This window comes from Streptomyces qinglanensis (assembly GCF_900111245.1).
In the GTDB taxonomy this organism is placed as follows: Bacteria; Actinomycetota; Actinomycetes; order Streptomycetales; family Streptomycetaceae; genus Streptomyces; species Streptomyces qinglanensis.
Map to the genome: position 1 here is coordinate 91,393 of NZ_FOGO01000004.1, position 13,772 is coordinate 105,164.

Below are 13,772 nucleotides of genomic sequence, written 5' to 3' on the forward strand. Positions count from 1 at the left end.
ACAGGGAGTCGGCGACAGCACAGGAACCGGTCCGCGCGGGGACCCCCGCACCGGGCCACGGCCGAGGGGAGCCGCCATGACCACCGCCTTCGCACTCACCCCGCAGCAGCGCGCCTGGTGCGCGCGGCTGCGCACACTCGGAGAACAGCTCGCCCCACTCGCAGCCCGGTGCGAGGACGGCCGGGTCGACCGCCCGCTGCTCCGCGAACTGGGCGCACTCGGACTGCTCGCCCACGCCGTTCCCGCAGCGCCCCCGTGGCGCCGCGGCAGCGCGCTCGACCTGTGTCTGCTGCGCGAGTCGCTGGCCTACTCCTGCCCGCAGGCCGAGACGGCGCTCGCCCTCCAGGGCTTGGGCGCCGGGCCGGTTGCCGACGCCGGAACAGCCGAGCAGCGGGCCCGCTGGCTGCCCGCCGTCGCCGCGGGCCGGGCGGTGGCGGCCTTCGCACTGAGCGAGCCCGGCGCGGGCAGCGACGCGGCAGCCCTGGCACTGCACGCGGAACCCGACGGCGGCACCGGCGCCGACGACCCGGCCGGAAGCCCGGAGGGCTGGCGGCTCACCGGTACCAAGACCTGGATCTCCAACGCGCCCTGGGCCGACTTCTACACGGTCTTCGCCCGCACCGGCGAGGCTCCCGGAGCCCGCGGTGTGACCGCCTTCCTCGTCCCCGCCGACCGGCCCGGACTGCACGGCGAACCCCTGGACATGCTCGCCCCGCACGCCCTGGGCACCCTCACCTTCGACGCCGTCCCCGTCACCCGGGCCGACCTCCTCGGCGCGCCGGGCGCCGGATTCCGCGTCGCCATGCGCACCCTCAACCTGTTCCGGCCCAGCGTCGGCGCCTTTGCCGTCGGCATGGCCCAGGCCGCGCTGGACGCCTCGCTCGAACACGCCGACGCCCGCGCCGCGTTCGGCGGCACGTTGCGCGACCTGCAGTCGGTCTCGCACCGGCTGGCGGAGATGGCCACCCGGACCGAGGCGGCGCGGCTGCTGGTGTACGCCGCCGCCTGCGCCTACGACGGCAGCGACGGCGAGGGCGCGGACCTGGCGCGCCGCTCCGCCATGGCCAAGCTGCTGGCGACCGAGACCGCGCAGGACGTGGTCGACGCGGCCGTCCAGATCCACGGAGCCGCCGCACTCCAGCGGGGCCACCTGCTCGAACACCTCTACCGCGAGGTACGGGCGCCGCGCATCTACGAGGGCGCCAGCGAGGTCCAGCGTTCCCTGATCGCCAAGGAGCTGTACAGGGAGCGCTCGGGGGAGCGGGACGCGGCTTCGGGCGGGACCGGTGCGGACGAGGGGCCTGCTGCCGGTGCGAGGGAGGCCGCCCCGGACGGTGCGCCGGGGGTCGCCGCCGGCCGGGCCGCGGACGAGGCGGGGGAGGACCGGCTGTGAACCCCGACCCCGCCGACGGCGGCGCCCTGCACCGGGTCAACCCCGCGGAACTCGCGCCGCCGCGCGGCTTCTCGCACGCCGTGACGGCCACCGGTTCGCGGCTGGTCTTCCTGGCGGGCCAGACGGCACTGGACAGCGCGGGCCGTGTCGCCGCGCACACCCTCCCCGACCAGTTCCGCACCGCGCTCGGCAACCTGCTGGCCGCCCTGGCCGCGTGCGGCGGCACTCCGGCGGACCTGGCCCGCGTCACCGTTTACACCACGGACGTTCCCGAGTACCGCGCCCACGCCGCCGAACTGGGCCGGATCTGGCGGGAGCTGGCCGGCCGCGACTACCCCGCGATGGCGGTCATCGGCGCGGTGCGGCTGTGGGACGAGGAGGCCCGGATCGAGCTGGACGGCTTCGCGGTGCTGCCCTGACTCGGGGGACGCGAGGTCGCGGGACGGCCGGGGCCCCGGGGCGGCCGGGTCGTGGGACGGCCGGGTCGTGGGGCGGTGTCAGCCGCCGGGGCCGGTCCGCTCCCCGCCGCCCGTCCCGGCCTGCAGTCCGCCTCCGCCGCGCTGCCGGCGCCGGTGCGCGGCGACCCGGGTGCGGGTGGCGCACGGGCGGGAACAGTAGCGGCGCGACGCACCGGGCCCGCCGCCCAGGTAGAGCCGTCGGCAGCCCGGTGCCGCGCACTCGCCCCAGGCGGTGCCGCCCTGTTCGCTCAGCAACCGGGCGAGCGCCAGCGCCGCTGCCGCCATGAACCAGTCCGCCCAGCTCGCGTCGTCGCCCCGGTCGACGTGCAGATGCCAGGCGTGTCCGTCGTGCCTGCTCAGCCGGGGGCGGGCCGCGCAGCGTTCCAGCAGCGCGTTGAGCGCCTCGGCCGCCCGGTCGGTACCGGCCTCGGTCAGTACCCGCTCCGTCAGCTCCACCACCGCGCGGCGGAGTGCGGCTGCTTCGGCGTCCGTCAGGCTGCGCAGCTCCTCCTCCGACTCGCCGTGCCGCCGCAGGAGGGCCGCCATCGCCGCGCGGGGGAGCGCGGGATCCTCCCGTACGGCGTTCGCGAGGTCGATCAGCCGCTCACCGGGCCGGAATCCGTCCTGCGACTCGCCATGCTGCTTCATGTAACGCATTATACGATGAAGCCGTTACTCGACGGTCGGTCCGGCACACGGCACCGGGCGGGCACCGGGACCACCGGACATGCCGCGCGGAGGACCGTTCGCCCCAGGGGGAGGGCAGCAGCGTTGCTGAGGACGTATCTGGCCACGGCCTTCCTGGCGCGGTTCGCCGACGAAGGGGTAGGCGTCGCGCTGGCCCTGCTGGCCGTCGAACGGACGGGCCGCCCGGCGCTGGGAGGGTTCGTCCTCGCGGCCTGGCTGGCCCCGCACGCACTGGCCGCCCCCGTCGTCGGCACGCTGGCCGAACGGACCCGCGCCCCGCGCCTGCTGCACGGGTGCGCACTCGCCCTCCTCGGCACGGCGCTCGCCCTGCTGGCACTGACGACAGGGCGGATGCCGGTCCTGCTCACCCTCGCCGTCGCCCTCACCGGAGGCAGCGTCGGCCCGCTCGTCACCGGCGGCCTCTCCAGCCTCCTCGCCGAGACGCGCGGGCACAGCGGAGCCGGCCAGGGCGGTGACGGCAGCCTGGGCCGTACACCCCTCGGCAGGTGCGACGACGGAGACCGTCCCGGCGGCGCCGATGCCTCGGCCGGAGGCCGCGGCAGTCGCCTCCGCGACCGCAGTTACGCCTACGACGCGGCCACCTACAACGCCGCAGCCGTCACCGCACCGGCTGCCGTCGCCGCCACGGCTGCCGTGTCCTCCGCAGCCCTCGCCACGGTGCTGCTCGCGGGCTCGGCCGGCTGTGCGGCCCTCCTGTGCGCAGCGCTGCGGCTTCCCGCGGCCGACCTCGGCTCGTCCCCGGCCCACCGATTCCGGATCCGCGAACTCGGCACCGGGTTCCGTGTCCTGCGGCGCACTCCGCAACTCGCCACCCTCACCCTCGCGACCTGCGTGGCCTTTCTCGGTGCCGGTGCGCTCCCCGTCACCGCCGTGCTGCTCGCCCGGGCCCGGGGCGCGTCCGACGGCGGCGGACTGCTGATGACGGCGTTCGCCGTGGGCGGGCTCGCCGGTTCGCTGGCGGCGGCACGGTGGCCCGGCGCGTCCGGACCGGCCCGCTCGGCGCGCCTCGGCCTGCTGGTGACGGCCGCGGGGCTGGCGGGCGCCGCCCTCACCCCGTCCCTCCTGTGGACGGCCGGGCTGTTCCTGTGCGCGGGACTGGGCGAGGGCCCGCTGCTGTCCGCCACATTGCGCCTCCGCGCCGACCACGCCCCTGAGGGGACCCGCGCCCAGGTCTTCACTCTCGGCGCGGGGCTCAAACTGACCGCGGGTGCTGCCGGAACCGCGCTCGTCGGTGCCCTCGCCTCGTTGCCGCCGCAGTCCCTCCTCCTGCTGACCGCGGCGCTCCAACTGGCCGCCGCCGCACTCCTGCGCGGCCTGCGACGCAGTCGGCCGGCGCCCCCGGATCGGGAGCCGGGAGCCGGTACGGGGCGTCAGCCAGGGCTCCGCGGACTCCCCCGGGGTCCGCGGAGCCCCGGCGGCTCATGGTGAGTGCGAGCCAGGGCATGCTGCCTCGCACTCACATGGCTTCGGTGCCGGGCTTCCTCGGAAGCGTGTGACGCACGGCCCTGCGCGGGCTCGCGACCGGCGCGGCGCTGCGCCCGGACGGGCCACCGGGTGCGGTGACGGCTCCCGCTCCGCAGAGCACAGACCTGGGGGATCGGAGGCGAGTCCGTGTGGTGGTCATGCGCGTCGTGCTCCGAATCTCGCCGGGCCGTGGCGGCCCCTGTCCCTGCGTCCCGAGCGCCGTGCGCTCGGCTCTCCCCGGTGTGCGTGCGGTGAGCCACCGGACAACCGGCGTCGGTAGTGTGCTTGCTGTGCACACCCAACCGTCCGTCGATTAATCTCAGTTAATCGCAGGGCAGAAACATTGCACACCCTGCTTCGCAGTGTCAACTCAGATTAATCTCGTCATCAGGGAGGTCGTATGCCGGCTGACGCCTTCAGTGAGCGTCTGAACAGGCTGTTCGAGATGGTCCACCCCCCTGACCGCGGCCCGTACACGAATCAGGAGGTTGCGGCGCTGCTCCGAGAGCGTGGCGGACCGACCCTCTCCCATGTCTATCTGTGGCAGTTGCGCACCGGACGGCGGGACAACCCGACCCGACGGCACCTCGAGGGGCTCGCAGAGTTCTTCGGCGTCCCGGTGGCCTACTTCTTCGACGAGGACACCGCGCTGAGGGTCTCCGAGGAACTGGCATTCGTCCGGCGCATGCGCGAGAGCGGTGTGCAGCGTGTGGCGGCCCGCGCGGCGGGGTTGTCACCGCGGAGCATGGAGCAGGTCCTCGCCACCATCGAGCACATACGCGAGCGCGAAGGTCTCGATGCAGGCTCGGGTGAGGGAGGCAGTGCTTGATGCGCCGGCGCAGCCTGCGGCGGGAATGCCGCCGCTTCGTCCGTGACCTCGGTCTTCCCCCGGCGCGGAGCATCCGCGACCTGTTGCCCGCGATCGAGTCCCGCTCGGGTCGTTCGATCCGGCTGGAACCCTCCCCGCCGAACAGCGGAGGCGGCCTGTGCGGAATGTGGATACGCACGGTGGAGGGCATCGACTACATCTTCGTGAACGAGGAGACCAGCCGTGCGCACCAGGACCACATCATCGCGCACGAGGCTGCGCACATCCTGCGGAATCACCAGGGCAGCGGCACACTCGGCGAGGTCAACCCCGTGACGGACCGTCTCGCCCCCACCCTTGATCCGCAGGTGGTGAAGATGATGCTGGGGCGCAGCGACTACGAGCTCCACGACGAGCGAGAAGCCGAGCTGATCGCCTCACACCTGCAACGGCACATTCATCACCAAGGCCCCGACATCAGCGCTGGGGACCCCATCGCTGAGACTCTGCTGCGTCACGGGAGATAGCGGTGCAACAGCTCCTTCATCCCATATGCCTTACTTTGGCTGTCACCGGTCTGCTGCTGCTTCTCTGGCCGCCGCGACGTCTCGCCGAAGACCGCGCGCTTGCCGCACTGGCCGGTGTCTACGGGTTCTCGGCGCTCTCTTTCCTGGTGTCGCTCGAACCCGTCTGGAAGGTACTCGACGAGACGACAGGGCGGCCCTCCACGGGCATCCTCGCGGCCTTCGGCTCGGTGGTGGCCCTGCTCGCCCTCCAGCCTGTCGTGCTCGCCCACTGGACGCTGCCAGGGGAGCGGGCACGGAGGCGTACCGTGTTCTGCCTGGCGGCAGGTGCGGTCGTCATCGCGGCACTGGGGGTGCTCTTCTTCCACCTCACGCCGACGGGCCGGTCGACCCCGCAGGGGTTCACCATCAACTACGTGCACACCGGCACCTACCAGGCGTACCTGACGCTGTACATCGTGGCCTACACGCTCGGTGAAACGGTTCTGGCGGTGGGCTGCTGGAGAGCGGCCCGGTACACCGGCGAGGTCTGGATCGCCCGCGGACTGCGCATCGTGGGGGTGGGCGCGGTCGTGACCATCGGCTACAGCGCCGTACGCCTGGGCTATGTCGTCGCCGTGCTGTCCGGGCTCCCTCAGCCCTCGGCCGCTGCCGAGAAGTTCGCCTGGCTGTGTGCCGACGGCGGCACCACTCTCACCCTGATCGGTTTCTTCGTACCGACGCTGGCTCTGCACGCCGTTCCGCACGCCCGTGCCTGGCTCCGGGCGCAGCGCGACTACCGGCGTCTCGCGCCCCTTTGGGAAGCGATGCACGAGGCCGTCCCCGGCGTCGCGTTGAACTCCCCCCGCACCCGCAACGGCTCACGGATGCGCGTCCGTGCCATCACCTGGCATCTCTACCGCCGGGCTGTGGAGATCCGGGACGGCCAGTGGGCACTTCAGCCCTTCCTGGACGCCTCCGTGCGCCACACATCCGAGCAGCGCCGGCGCGATGCCGGGCTCACCGGTGCCGACCTGGCATCCGCGGTCACCGCCGACCAGATCCGGGCGGCACTGATCGCCTCGAAGCGCGACGAGGCACCTCGGATCCCGGCGGAGTACGCGGACGCAAGCACCCGGGAGGACGTGCGTACGCCGGACGACGACGTCCAAGCGCTGCTGCGTACGGCTGCCCACTTCGAAACCGCACCCGCACGACAGGAAACCGCACCTTCATGGACCTGACCCACCGCACGGCCCTCGACCAGCTCCACGCCCTCACCACGGGAGAGGTCTCCAGCCGGGAACTCACGGCTGCCCATCTGGAGCGCATCGCACGTCATCCCGAACACAACGCGGTGACCACGCTCGACCGCGAAGGGGCGCTGCATGCGGCGGCCCGGGCGGACCGAAGGCGAGCCCAGGGCGGTTCCGACGGGCCGTTGCTCGGACTGCCCGTCGTCGTCAAGGACGCACTGGAGACCGAAGCCCTGCGCACCACGTGCGGCGCCGCCGAGCTGGAAGGGCATGTGCCGGACCGGGACGCGGACGCCGTGGCCCTCCTGCGCCAAGCAGGCGCGGTGATCCTCGGCAAGACCAACACTCCCTCGATGTGCCAGGACATCCAGACCACCAATCCGCTCTTCGGCACGACGCCGAATCCCCACGACCCGCAGCGGACGGCCGGAGGTTCCTCCGGAGGCTCGGCCGCAGCCGTGGCGGCCCGGCTGAGTCCTCTCGGCATCGGCAGCGACCTGGCCGGTTCCCTGCGACTGCCCGGCCACTACTGCGGCGTCCATGCGCTGCGCCCCAGCTACGGCGTGGTCCCCGCGAGGGGACACATCCCCCGGGCCCCCGGCTGGCTGTCGACCTCGGACATGCTCAGCATCGGTCCTCTCGCACGGAGTTCGACCGACCTCGAACTCGCTCTCAGCGTGCTGGCCGGCCCTTCCCCCGAGGACAGTGCGGGCTGGCAGCTCACCCTCCCTCCGGCACGGCACGGCAGCCTGCGCGACTTCAGAGTCGGCCTGTGGGCGGACGACCCCTACTGCACCGTGGACGCGGCCACCCGTGAGCTGCTCGACAGCACGGAAAAGCGGCTGCTGGACGCCGGGGCGAGCGTCGACACCACCAGTCGGCCGGTGGACATGGCCCATTCCGACCGCCTCTTCCGCACTCTGATGTTCGCCGGTTCGTCGGCCGGCGCGTCCGCGGAGGCATTCGACGGCGAGGTGCAGGCGGCCGGGAACCTGCCGCCCGGTGAGCAGTCACCCGGCGCGGAGTTTCTGCGTGCCCGAACGCTGCGTCACCGGGACTGGCTGCTCGCGGACGAGGAGCGCCGACGCGTGCGGCAGCAGTGGGCGGCATACTTCCGCGACATCGACGTCCTCGTCACACCTGCCGCTCCGACCGCCGCCGTTCCCAGCCAGACCGATGTACCCGTCCCGGAGCGGTACATCACCGTGGACGGCGAGCGCCGGGCGTACTGGGACCAGACGACCTGGCTGAACCTGGCCGGTCTGGCGCATCTGCCCGCGGCCACCGTTCCGCTGGGCGTCACTCCCGACGGCCTCCCGCTCGGAGTCCAGCTCATCGGCCCGTATCTGGGCGACCTGACCGTCACCCGCCTCGCCGGGCTTCTGACGAGCACCGACTGACGACAGGGCCGTATCACCGACCGGGCCGGGCGGCGCCGCCCGCGACGAGGGGCGGCGCGCACCGGTGACGTGACCGCCGTCGGCCGGGAGGCGGGCTGGTGGAGGGCGGTCCGCGGCCCGCTTCGGACCGGGCCTGGATCCGGGAGCTGAACTGGCGTGCCTGGCCGCCCCGGTCGCCCGAGCAGCCGATCTTCCCCCCCCGGTCCTCGACGAGGACTACGCCATCAAGACCGCGCGGGACTGGAACGTGCAGTACAGCGGTGCCGGTTTCGTCACTCGCTTCAAGGCCGAGTCGGATTTCCTGAGCCGGTACCCCGTGCGGCAGGCAGGAGGACGGATGATCCTCGAACTGCGGGTGCCGGCAGCGGATCTGGAGGACTTCACGCGCACAACGTCGGAGAGAGCCAGGTGACCCACGAGTTCCGCTGACACCCCCGGAAGGCGGTCAGCGCTCGCGGACAATCGCCAGGCTGAGTTCCTCGTTCTCGTTGGTGAGGAAGCCGCCTACTCCCGGGCCCATCATGAGCGGTATCTGGGTGCCCTGCGGGAGAGCCTTGGGACTGCCGGAAGCGAGGGGCACCGCCACGGGGGTGGAATGTTCTCCATCGGCGTCCTCAGGTGCTGTGCCGCCGTAAGCTGTGCCGTTGTCCCCGACACTCAAGAGAATGAGTCGCTTGCGGTCTCCGTCACCCATCAGGCAGAATCCCCGTTTCTCCTTGAGGTCGAAGGCAACCGACCCGGCCACCAGATAGCGTCCGTTGGGGGAAACAGTGGCCGGCGGCATCCGACTCTTGTCCTCACCCCACATGTCCTTGCCGTCCGAGTAGGCATCTTCGGAACATGTCACGCGAGCTTCGACGGCTCCGGTCTCGGGGTCGTGCATCGCGAAGACCGACTTCGAGGAGCCTCCCCAACCCTTCGCCTCCCAAGAGGCGAACAGGGATTCGTCTGTTGCCGCCAGCAGTTTTCCGTTGGTCCTGCCCTCTGGGGCAAGCTCTTCGCTGAACCAGTGGCCCGGGATGCCGAACCCCTCGACGCCCTCTGTGCTCACCACAGGGCCGAGGCTCGTCAGAGCCGGGATCTTGCTCCCCGCACATGCGCTGTCAGCACATTGCTTCAGCAACTCATTGGCATCCTCATATTGCTTCACCTTGCCGCTTCGCACGTTCACCGAGGCGGCGTGGGAACCTGCGGTGACGAGGATCCCTTGGCTGCCCCCGTGAACTCTCAGTTCCTCGATGCGACCGACTTCGAAGGGGACATTGACGGTACGTTCGGGGGTGACGTCGTACCCCGAGGCGTTCGAGGGGAAGATCGAGAGCTTGACGATTTCCCGACCGTTGTGGAGTTCATCCTTGCCCTCCATACCGTGGCCCCACGCTACGACGTATTCGCGTCCGCCATGCGCCGCAATGGTCAGGTGAGGGGCGTTCTGGCCCGAATTCGAATCCTCGTCAGATGCCTCCTTCACCGGTACCGGCGGATTCCAGACTTTGCTGGACCAGCGCAGGCGGCCGGAGCCCAGAGCGCGGCTCTGGATGACGTGACCGGTGGGCCCGGTCCGCAGATAGGCGAGGGACTTCGATTTCGTGCCCACCGTGGCCGGGATCGAACTCAGGTTCTCGGGCAGGCTCTCGAAGGTGTGCTGCCAGCCTTTTGCGCTGTCGTAGGCGGGCGGGACCGAAAGCTTCTTCAGGCGTTCCGGCGGGTCGTCCTGCACGGCTGGCCGCTTGTGTCCCGCCCCAGCGGCTGAGCTGTCACTGTCGGACGACTCCGAGCACCCCACTGCCACCGTTGCCAGCACTGCGGCACACGACAGAACCCTCAGTCCACGCACTAATGCCCCCCCCTTTTCAACTGCAGTGACGATAACAGCCCTGAGTAACCGAGGAGACACAGGCCCGAGGGTCGAGTGGCAGAGGTATTTCTACATATCCAGGCATCACGTACTAATGGACTTGATTGGGCGATGTCGGCTCGTTCGGCTGAGCGTGGAGTTCGCTGCGCCGTACTGCTGTCGCTGTGAGGTACGCGCAGGGCGGCGGCTCGACCGACGCCCAGAGGGCAGCCCGGGGGCGGGTACGGCTGACATCACGAGTTCGAGTTCAGTAGCACCGGATCCTTGGCCGAGGTGGAGCCGGGAGGAGGCCGACCCGCGGCTGCCGCCGCGCCCTGCTGCTGTGCGGTGCGGGCAGGGCGCGGCGGCATTCGTCCGTCAGATGTCCCGGAACGTCTCGATCTGGGCGCCGACCTCGTTGAGGCGTTCGGCCAGGTCCTCGTAGCCGCGGTTGATGACATAGACGTTGCGCAGGACGGAGGTGCCCTCGGCGGCCATCATCGCCAGCAGCACCACGACCGCGGGGCGCAGCGCCGGGGGGCACATCATCTCGGAGGCCCGCCAGCGGGTCGGGCCCTCGACCAGCACCCGGTGCGGGTCCAGGAGTTGGAGCCTGCCGCCGAGCCGGTTGAGGTCGGTGAGGTAGATGGCGCGGTTGTCGTAGACCCAGTCGTGGATGAGGGTCTTGCCCTGCGCGGAGGCGGCGATCGCGGCGAAGAAGGGGACGTTGTCGATGTTGAGGCCGGGGAACGGCATCGGGTGGATCTTGTCGATGGGCGCCTCCAGTTTGGAGGGCCGCACGGTCAGGTCGATCAGCCGGGTGCGCCCGTTGTCGGCCGGGTACTCCGCGCTGCGGTCGAAGTCGAGGCCCATCTCCTCCAGGACCGCGAGCTCGATCTCCATGAACTCGGCCGGTACCCGGCACACCGTCAGCTCCGACTCGGTGACGACGGCGGCGGCGACCAGGCTCATCGCCTCGACCGGGTCCTCGGAGGGCGAGTAGTCCACGTCCGTGTCGATGACGGGCACGCCGTGCACCGTCAGCGTCGTCGAGCCGACGCCCTCGACGCGGACGCCCAACTGCTCCAGGAAGAAGCACAGGTCCTGGACCATGTAGTTGGACGAGGCATTGCGGATGACCGTGACGCCGTCGTGGCGCGCGGCGGCCAGCAGGGCGTTCTCGGTGACGGTGTCCCCGCGTTCGGTCAGCACGATCGGCCGGGCCGGGGCGACGCCCGCTTCCACCTCGGCGTGGTAGATGCCCTCCGTCGCGGTCACCGCCAGACCGAAGTGGCGCAGCGCGCTCATGTGCGGCTCGACGGTGCGGGTACCCAGGTCGCAGCCGCCCGCGTAGGGGAGGCGGAAGCGGTCCATCCGGTGCAGCAGCGGGCCGAGGAACATGATGATGCTCCGGGTGCGGCGCGCGGCTTCGTGGTCGATGGAGTCCAGGTCCAGTTCGGCGGGCGGCACGATCTCCAGGTCGGCGCCGCCGTTGATCCACCGGGTGCGGACGCCGATCGAGGAGAGCACCTCCAGGATCCGGTAGACCTCCTCGATGCGCGCGACCCGACGCAGCACCGTACGACCCGAGTTGAGCAGCGAGGCGCAGAGCAGCGCCACGCACGCGTTCTTGCTCGTCTTGACGTCGATGCTGCCGGACAGCCGCCGCCCGCCGACCACGCGCAGGTGCATCGGGCCGGAGTAGCCCAGGGATACGATCTCGCTGTCCAGCGCCTCGGAGATCCGGGCGATCATCTCAAGGCTGATGTTCTGGTTCCCGCGCTCGATCCGGTTGACGGCGCTCTGGCTGGTGCCGAGCGCTTCCGCCAGTTGCGACTGGGTCCAGCCTCGATGCTGGCGGGCATCGCGGATCAACTGCCCGATACGGGCGAGGTAGTCGTCGGTCATGGAGACGAATGTATCTCAGATCTGAGATAGGGGCGCATCTGGGGGTGGTGTGGCGGCGGTGATTCGCCGGCAACCGCCTGAATGCCGCATCCGGGTTGCGGGCGCGCTCCGCCGGGTGCAGCGACGTCCGGGCCGGTCCGTCGGCGGCTCTTCGTACGAACGGTAGGGGCCGCTCGGGCGCGGGGCGCGGGCGGTTCCCCCACTCGGGTGCCGGGTGCCGCCACCGGTGCCGATGCCGGGTGTCGCGCCCGCCGCTCAGCTCTCGCCGCCCGCCTTGCGGACCAGCGCGTTCACTGCCCACAGCGCGATGCCGAGCAGCACCAGGATGCCCGCCCTGACGTAGACCCCGGTGGCCCGGTCCGCGAGCGGGCTGGCCAGGACCAGCGCGGTCAGGGCGCCCAGCACGGGCAGCGGGGTCGGTACCCGGAAGTGCCGGTGCCCGACCCGGTCGCGGCGCAGCACGAGCACCGCCACGTTCACCACGGCGAAGACGCACAGCAGCAGGAAGGAGGTGGTGTCGCCCAGCCCGGCGATCTCCCCGGTCGACACCAGCCCGAGGGCGAGCAGCGTCACGAAGACGATGCCCACGACGGGTGTGCGGCGCCCGGGGAGGACTCTGCCCATCGCGCGGGGCAGGATGCGCTCGTTGGCCATGCCGTAGCACAGCCGCGAGGCCATCATCATGTTGATCAGGGCCGAGTTGGAGACGGCGAAGAGGGCGATCACGGCGAAGAGCTGCTGCGGGAAGTGCACACCGCCCGCCTTGACCACCTCCAGCAGCGGTCCGCTGGACTCCTCCAGCGTCGCTGTCGGCACGAGCAGCGAGGAGACCAGTGCGACGAGCACGTACACGGTTCCGGTCACCGCCACGCCGATGAAGATGCCGCGGGGAAAGGTGCGCTGCGGATCCACCGTCTCCTCGGCCATGTTGACCGAGTCCTCGAACCCGACGAAGGCGAAGAAGCCCAGCGCGGTGGCGCCCAGCACCCCGGAGAACAGCGCGTACCCGGTGCCCCCGGTCTCCAGGTCGCCGAGCCGGGACGGTTCGCCGGTCCCGGAGAGGACGGCGGCGGCCCCGATGCCGAGGATGATCAGGAGCCCGGTGAGCTCCACCAGGGTGAAGACCACGTTCGCCTTGACGGACTCGGAGACGCCGCGCAGGTTCAGCGCGGCCAGGGCCAGCACGAACAGGACGGCCACCAGGGTGGGCGGCACGGCTCCGCTCGTGAGCTCGTCCAGGTAGTCGCCGCTGAAGGCCAGCGCCGCCGCGCTTGCGGAGGAGAGCCCCGAGCACATCACCATGAAAGCGACGATGAAGGTCAGGAACGGCACCTTGAACGCGCGCTGCGTGTAGAGCGCCGCTCCGGCCGCCTTCGGGTACTTGCCGACCAGCTCCACGTACGACGCGGCTGTCAGCAGCGCCACCGCGAACCCGATCGCGAACGGCAGCCAGAGGGCTCCGCCGACCTTTCCGGCGACCTTGCCGGTGGTGGCGTAGATGCCGGTGCCCAGGATGTCGCCGATCACGAACAGGATGAGCAGCTTGGGGCCGATGGCGCGTTTCAGCGCGGGTTCGGACGGTTCCCCGGCGTCCCGGGGTGCGGGCTCGTGCGGGTTCGCGGTGGGCACGGGGACACTGTGCGTCAGCCGTGGCCGCGGGTCCAGGGAATGCGGCGCGCGTTCGGGTACGCAGCCCCGAACGGCCCGTTTCCGCGGGTGCGAAACGGTTCCTCGTGCGAGGGCGGGCGGACCGTCTGCAGCCGCGGCGCCAGGAGGCTCCGCCCGGCGCCGATTGCCTCCACGCGCACCCTCCGTCCCGCACCCCCGCACCCCGGGGCGGCTCGGCGGTCCGCGGTGCGGGGGTGCGGGGCGCCGCGCCGCGGGGCAGCACCGCCGACCGGGTGTCGGTGCGGCTCGCGGCGGGCACCCGGGGGCAGGCATGACCGGTGGACGGTCGTGTACTAGAGTTATCTCGACATCGAGATAACTGGCGACGGCATACGTCGCGGTCGCTGTCGCAGGGCGAGGACCGATTCG

The 13,772-nt window shown here is 71.4% G+C and carries 11 protein-coding genes and 1 pseudogene; 8 read left to right on the top strand and 4 right to left on the bottom strand.

Annotated features, from left to right (window positions below; all coding sequences use genetic code 11):
- Positions 1-76 precede the first annotated feature (76 nt).
- Entirely contained in the window at positions 77-1,393 is a 1,317-nt protein-coding gene (locus BMX65_RS10240) for an acyl-CoA dehydrogenase family protein (protein ID WP_074999897.1), read from the top strand.
- Positions 1,390-1,812, top strand: coding sequence for a RidA family protein (locus BMX65_RS10245; RefSeq protein ID WP_239501951.1), 423 nt, complete (start codon positions 1,390-1,392; stop codon positions 1,810-1,812). The genes BMX65_RS10240 and BMX65_RS10245 overlap by 4 nt, the downstream gene beginning before the upstream one ends.
- A 78-nt stretch (positions 1,813-1,890) precedes the next feature.
- Here BMX65_RS10245 and BMX65_RS10250 read toward each other — a convergent pair whose 3' ends face one another.
- Entirely contained in the window at positions 1,891-2,499 is a 609-nt protein-coding gene (locus BMX65_RS10250; protein WP_074999898.1) for a CGNR zinc finger domain-containing protein, read from the bottom strand.
- Positions 2,500-2,622: 123 nt separating this feature from the next.
- Here BMX65_RS10250 and BMX65_RS10255 point away from each other — a divergent pair, with 123 nt between their 5' ends.
- From BMX65_RS10255 to BMX65_RS33440, 6 genes and pseudogenes are all read left to right on the top strand, one after another.
- Entirely contained in the window at positions 2,623-3,987 is a 1,365-nt protein-coding gene (locus tag BMX65_RS10255; protein WP_074999899.1) for an MFS transporter, read from the top strand.
- Positions 3,988-4,423: 436 nt separating this feature from the next.
- Entirely contained in the window at positions 4,424-4,852 is a 429-nt protein-coding gene (locus BMX65_RS10260; protein WP_074999900.1) for a helix-turn-helix domain-containing protein, read from the top strand.
- Between the two features lie 164 nt (positions 4,853-5,016).
- A complete protein-coding gene (locus BMX65_RS10265; RefSeq protein WP_112494222.1) occupies positions 5,017-5,358 on the top strand; it encodes a hypothetical protein in 342 nt (113 codons plus the stop codon).
- 35 nt (positions 5,359-5,393) lie between these two features.
- Positions 5,394-6,578 carry an MAB_1171c family putative transporter gene (locus BMX65_RS10270; protein WP_079171809.1) on the top strand — a complete coding sequence of 395 codons (1,185 nt, stop codon included), beginning with the start codon at positions 5,394-5,396 and terminating at the stop codon, positions 6,576-6,578.
- Complete coding sequence (locus BMX65_RS10275; protein ID WP_074999903.1) at positions 6,569-7,990, top strand: amidase; 1,422 nt, start codon at positions 6,569-6,571, stop codon at positions 7,988-7,990. The genes BMX65_RS10270 and BMX65_RS10275 overlap by 10 nt, the downstream gene beginning before the upstream one ends.
- 95 nt (positions 7,991-8,085) lie before the next feature.
- Positions 8,086-8,419, top strand: a pseudogene (locus tag BMX65_RS33440) (hypothetical protein).
- A 16-nt stretch (positions 8,420-8,435) separates the two neighbouring features.
- On the opposite strand, the gene BMX65_RS10285 reads toward BMX65_RS33440, so the two are convergent.
- The 3 genes from BMX65_RS10285 to BMX65_RS10295 form a co-directional block, all read right to left on the bottom strand.
- Positions 8,436-9,710: a hypothetical protein gene (locus tag BMX65_RS10285; RefSeq protein ID WP_074999904.1), complete on the bottom strand. Its 1,275-nt coding sequence runs from the start codon at positions 9,708-9,710 to the stop codon at positions 8,436-8,438.
- 495 nt (positions 9,711-10,205) lie between these two features.
- Complete coding sequence (locus BMX65_RS10290; RefSeq protein ID WP_074999905.1) at positions 10,206-11,735, bottom strand: helix-turn-helix domain-containing protein; 1,530 nt, start codon at positions 11,733-11,735, stop codon at positions 10,206-10,208.
- Between the two features lie 255 nt (positions 11,736-11,990).
- Complete coding sequence (locus tag BMX65_RS10295; RefSeq protein WP_074999906.1) at positions 11,991-13,364, bottom strand: APC family permease; 1,374 nt, start codon at positions 13,362-13,364, stop codon at positions 11,991-11,993.
- Positions 13,365-13,772: the final 408 nt, after the last annotated feature.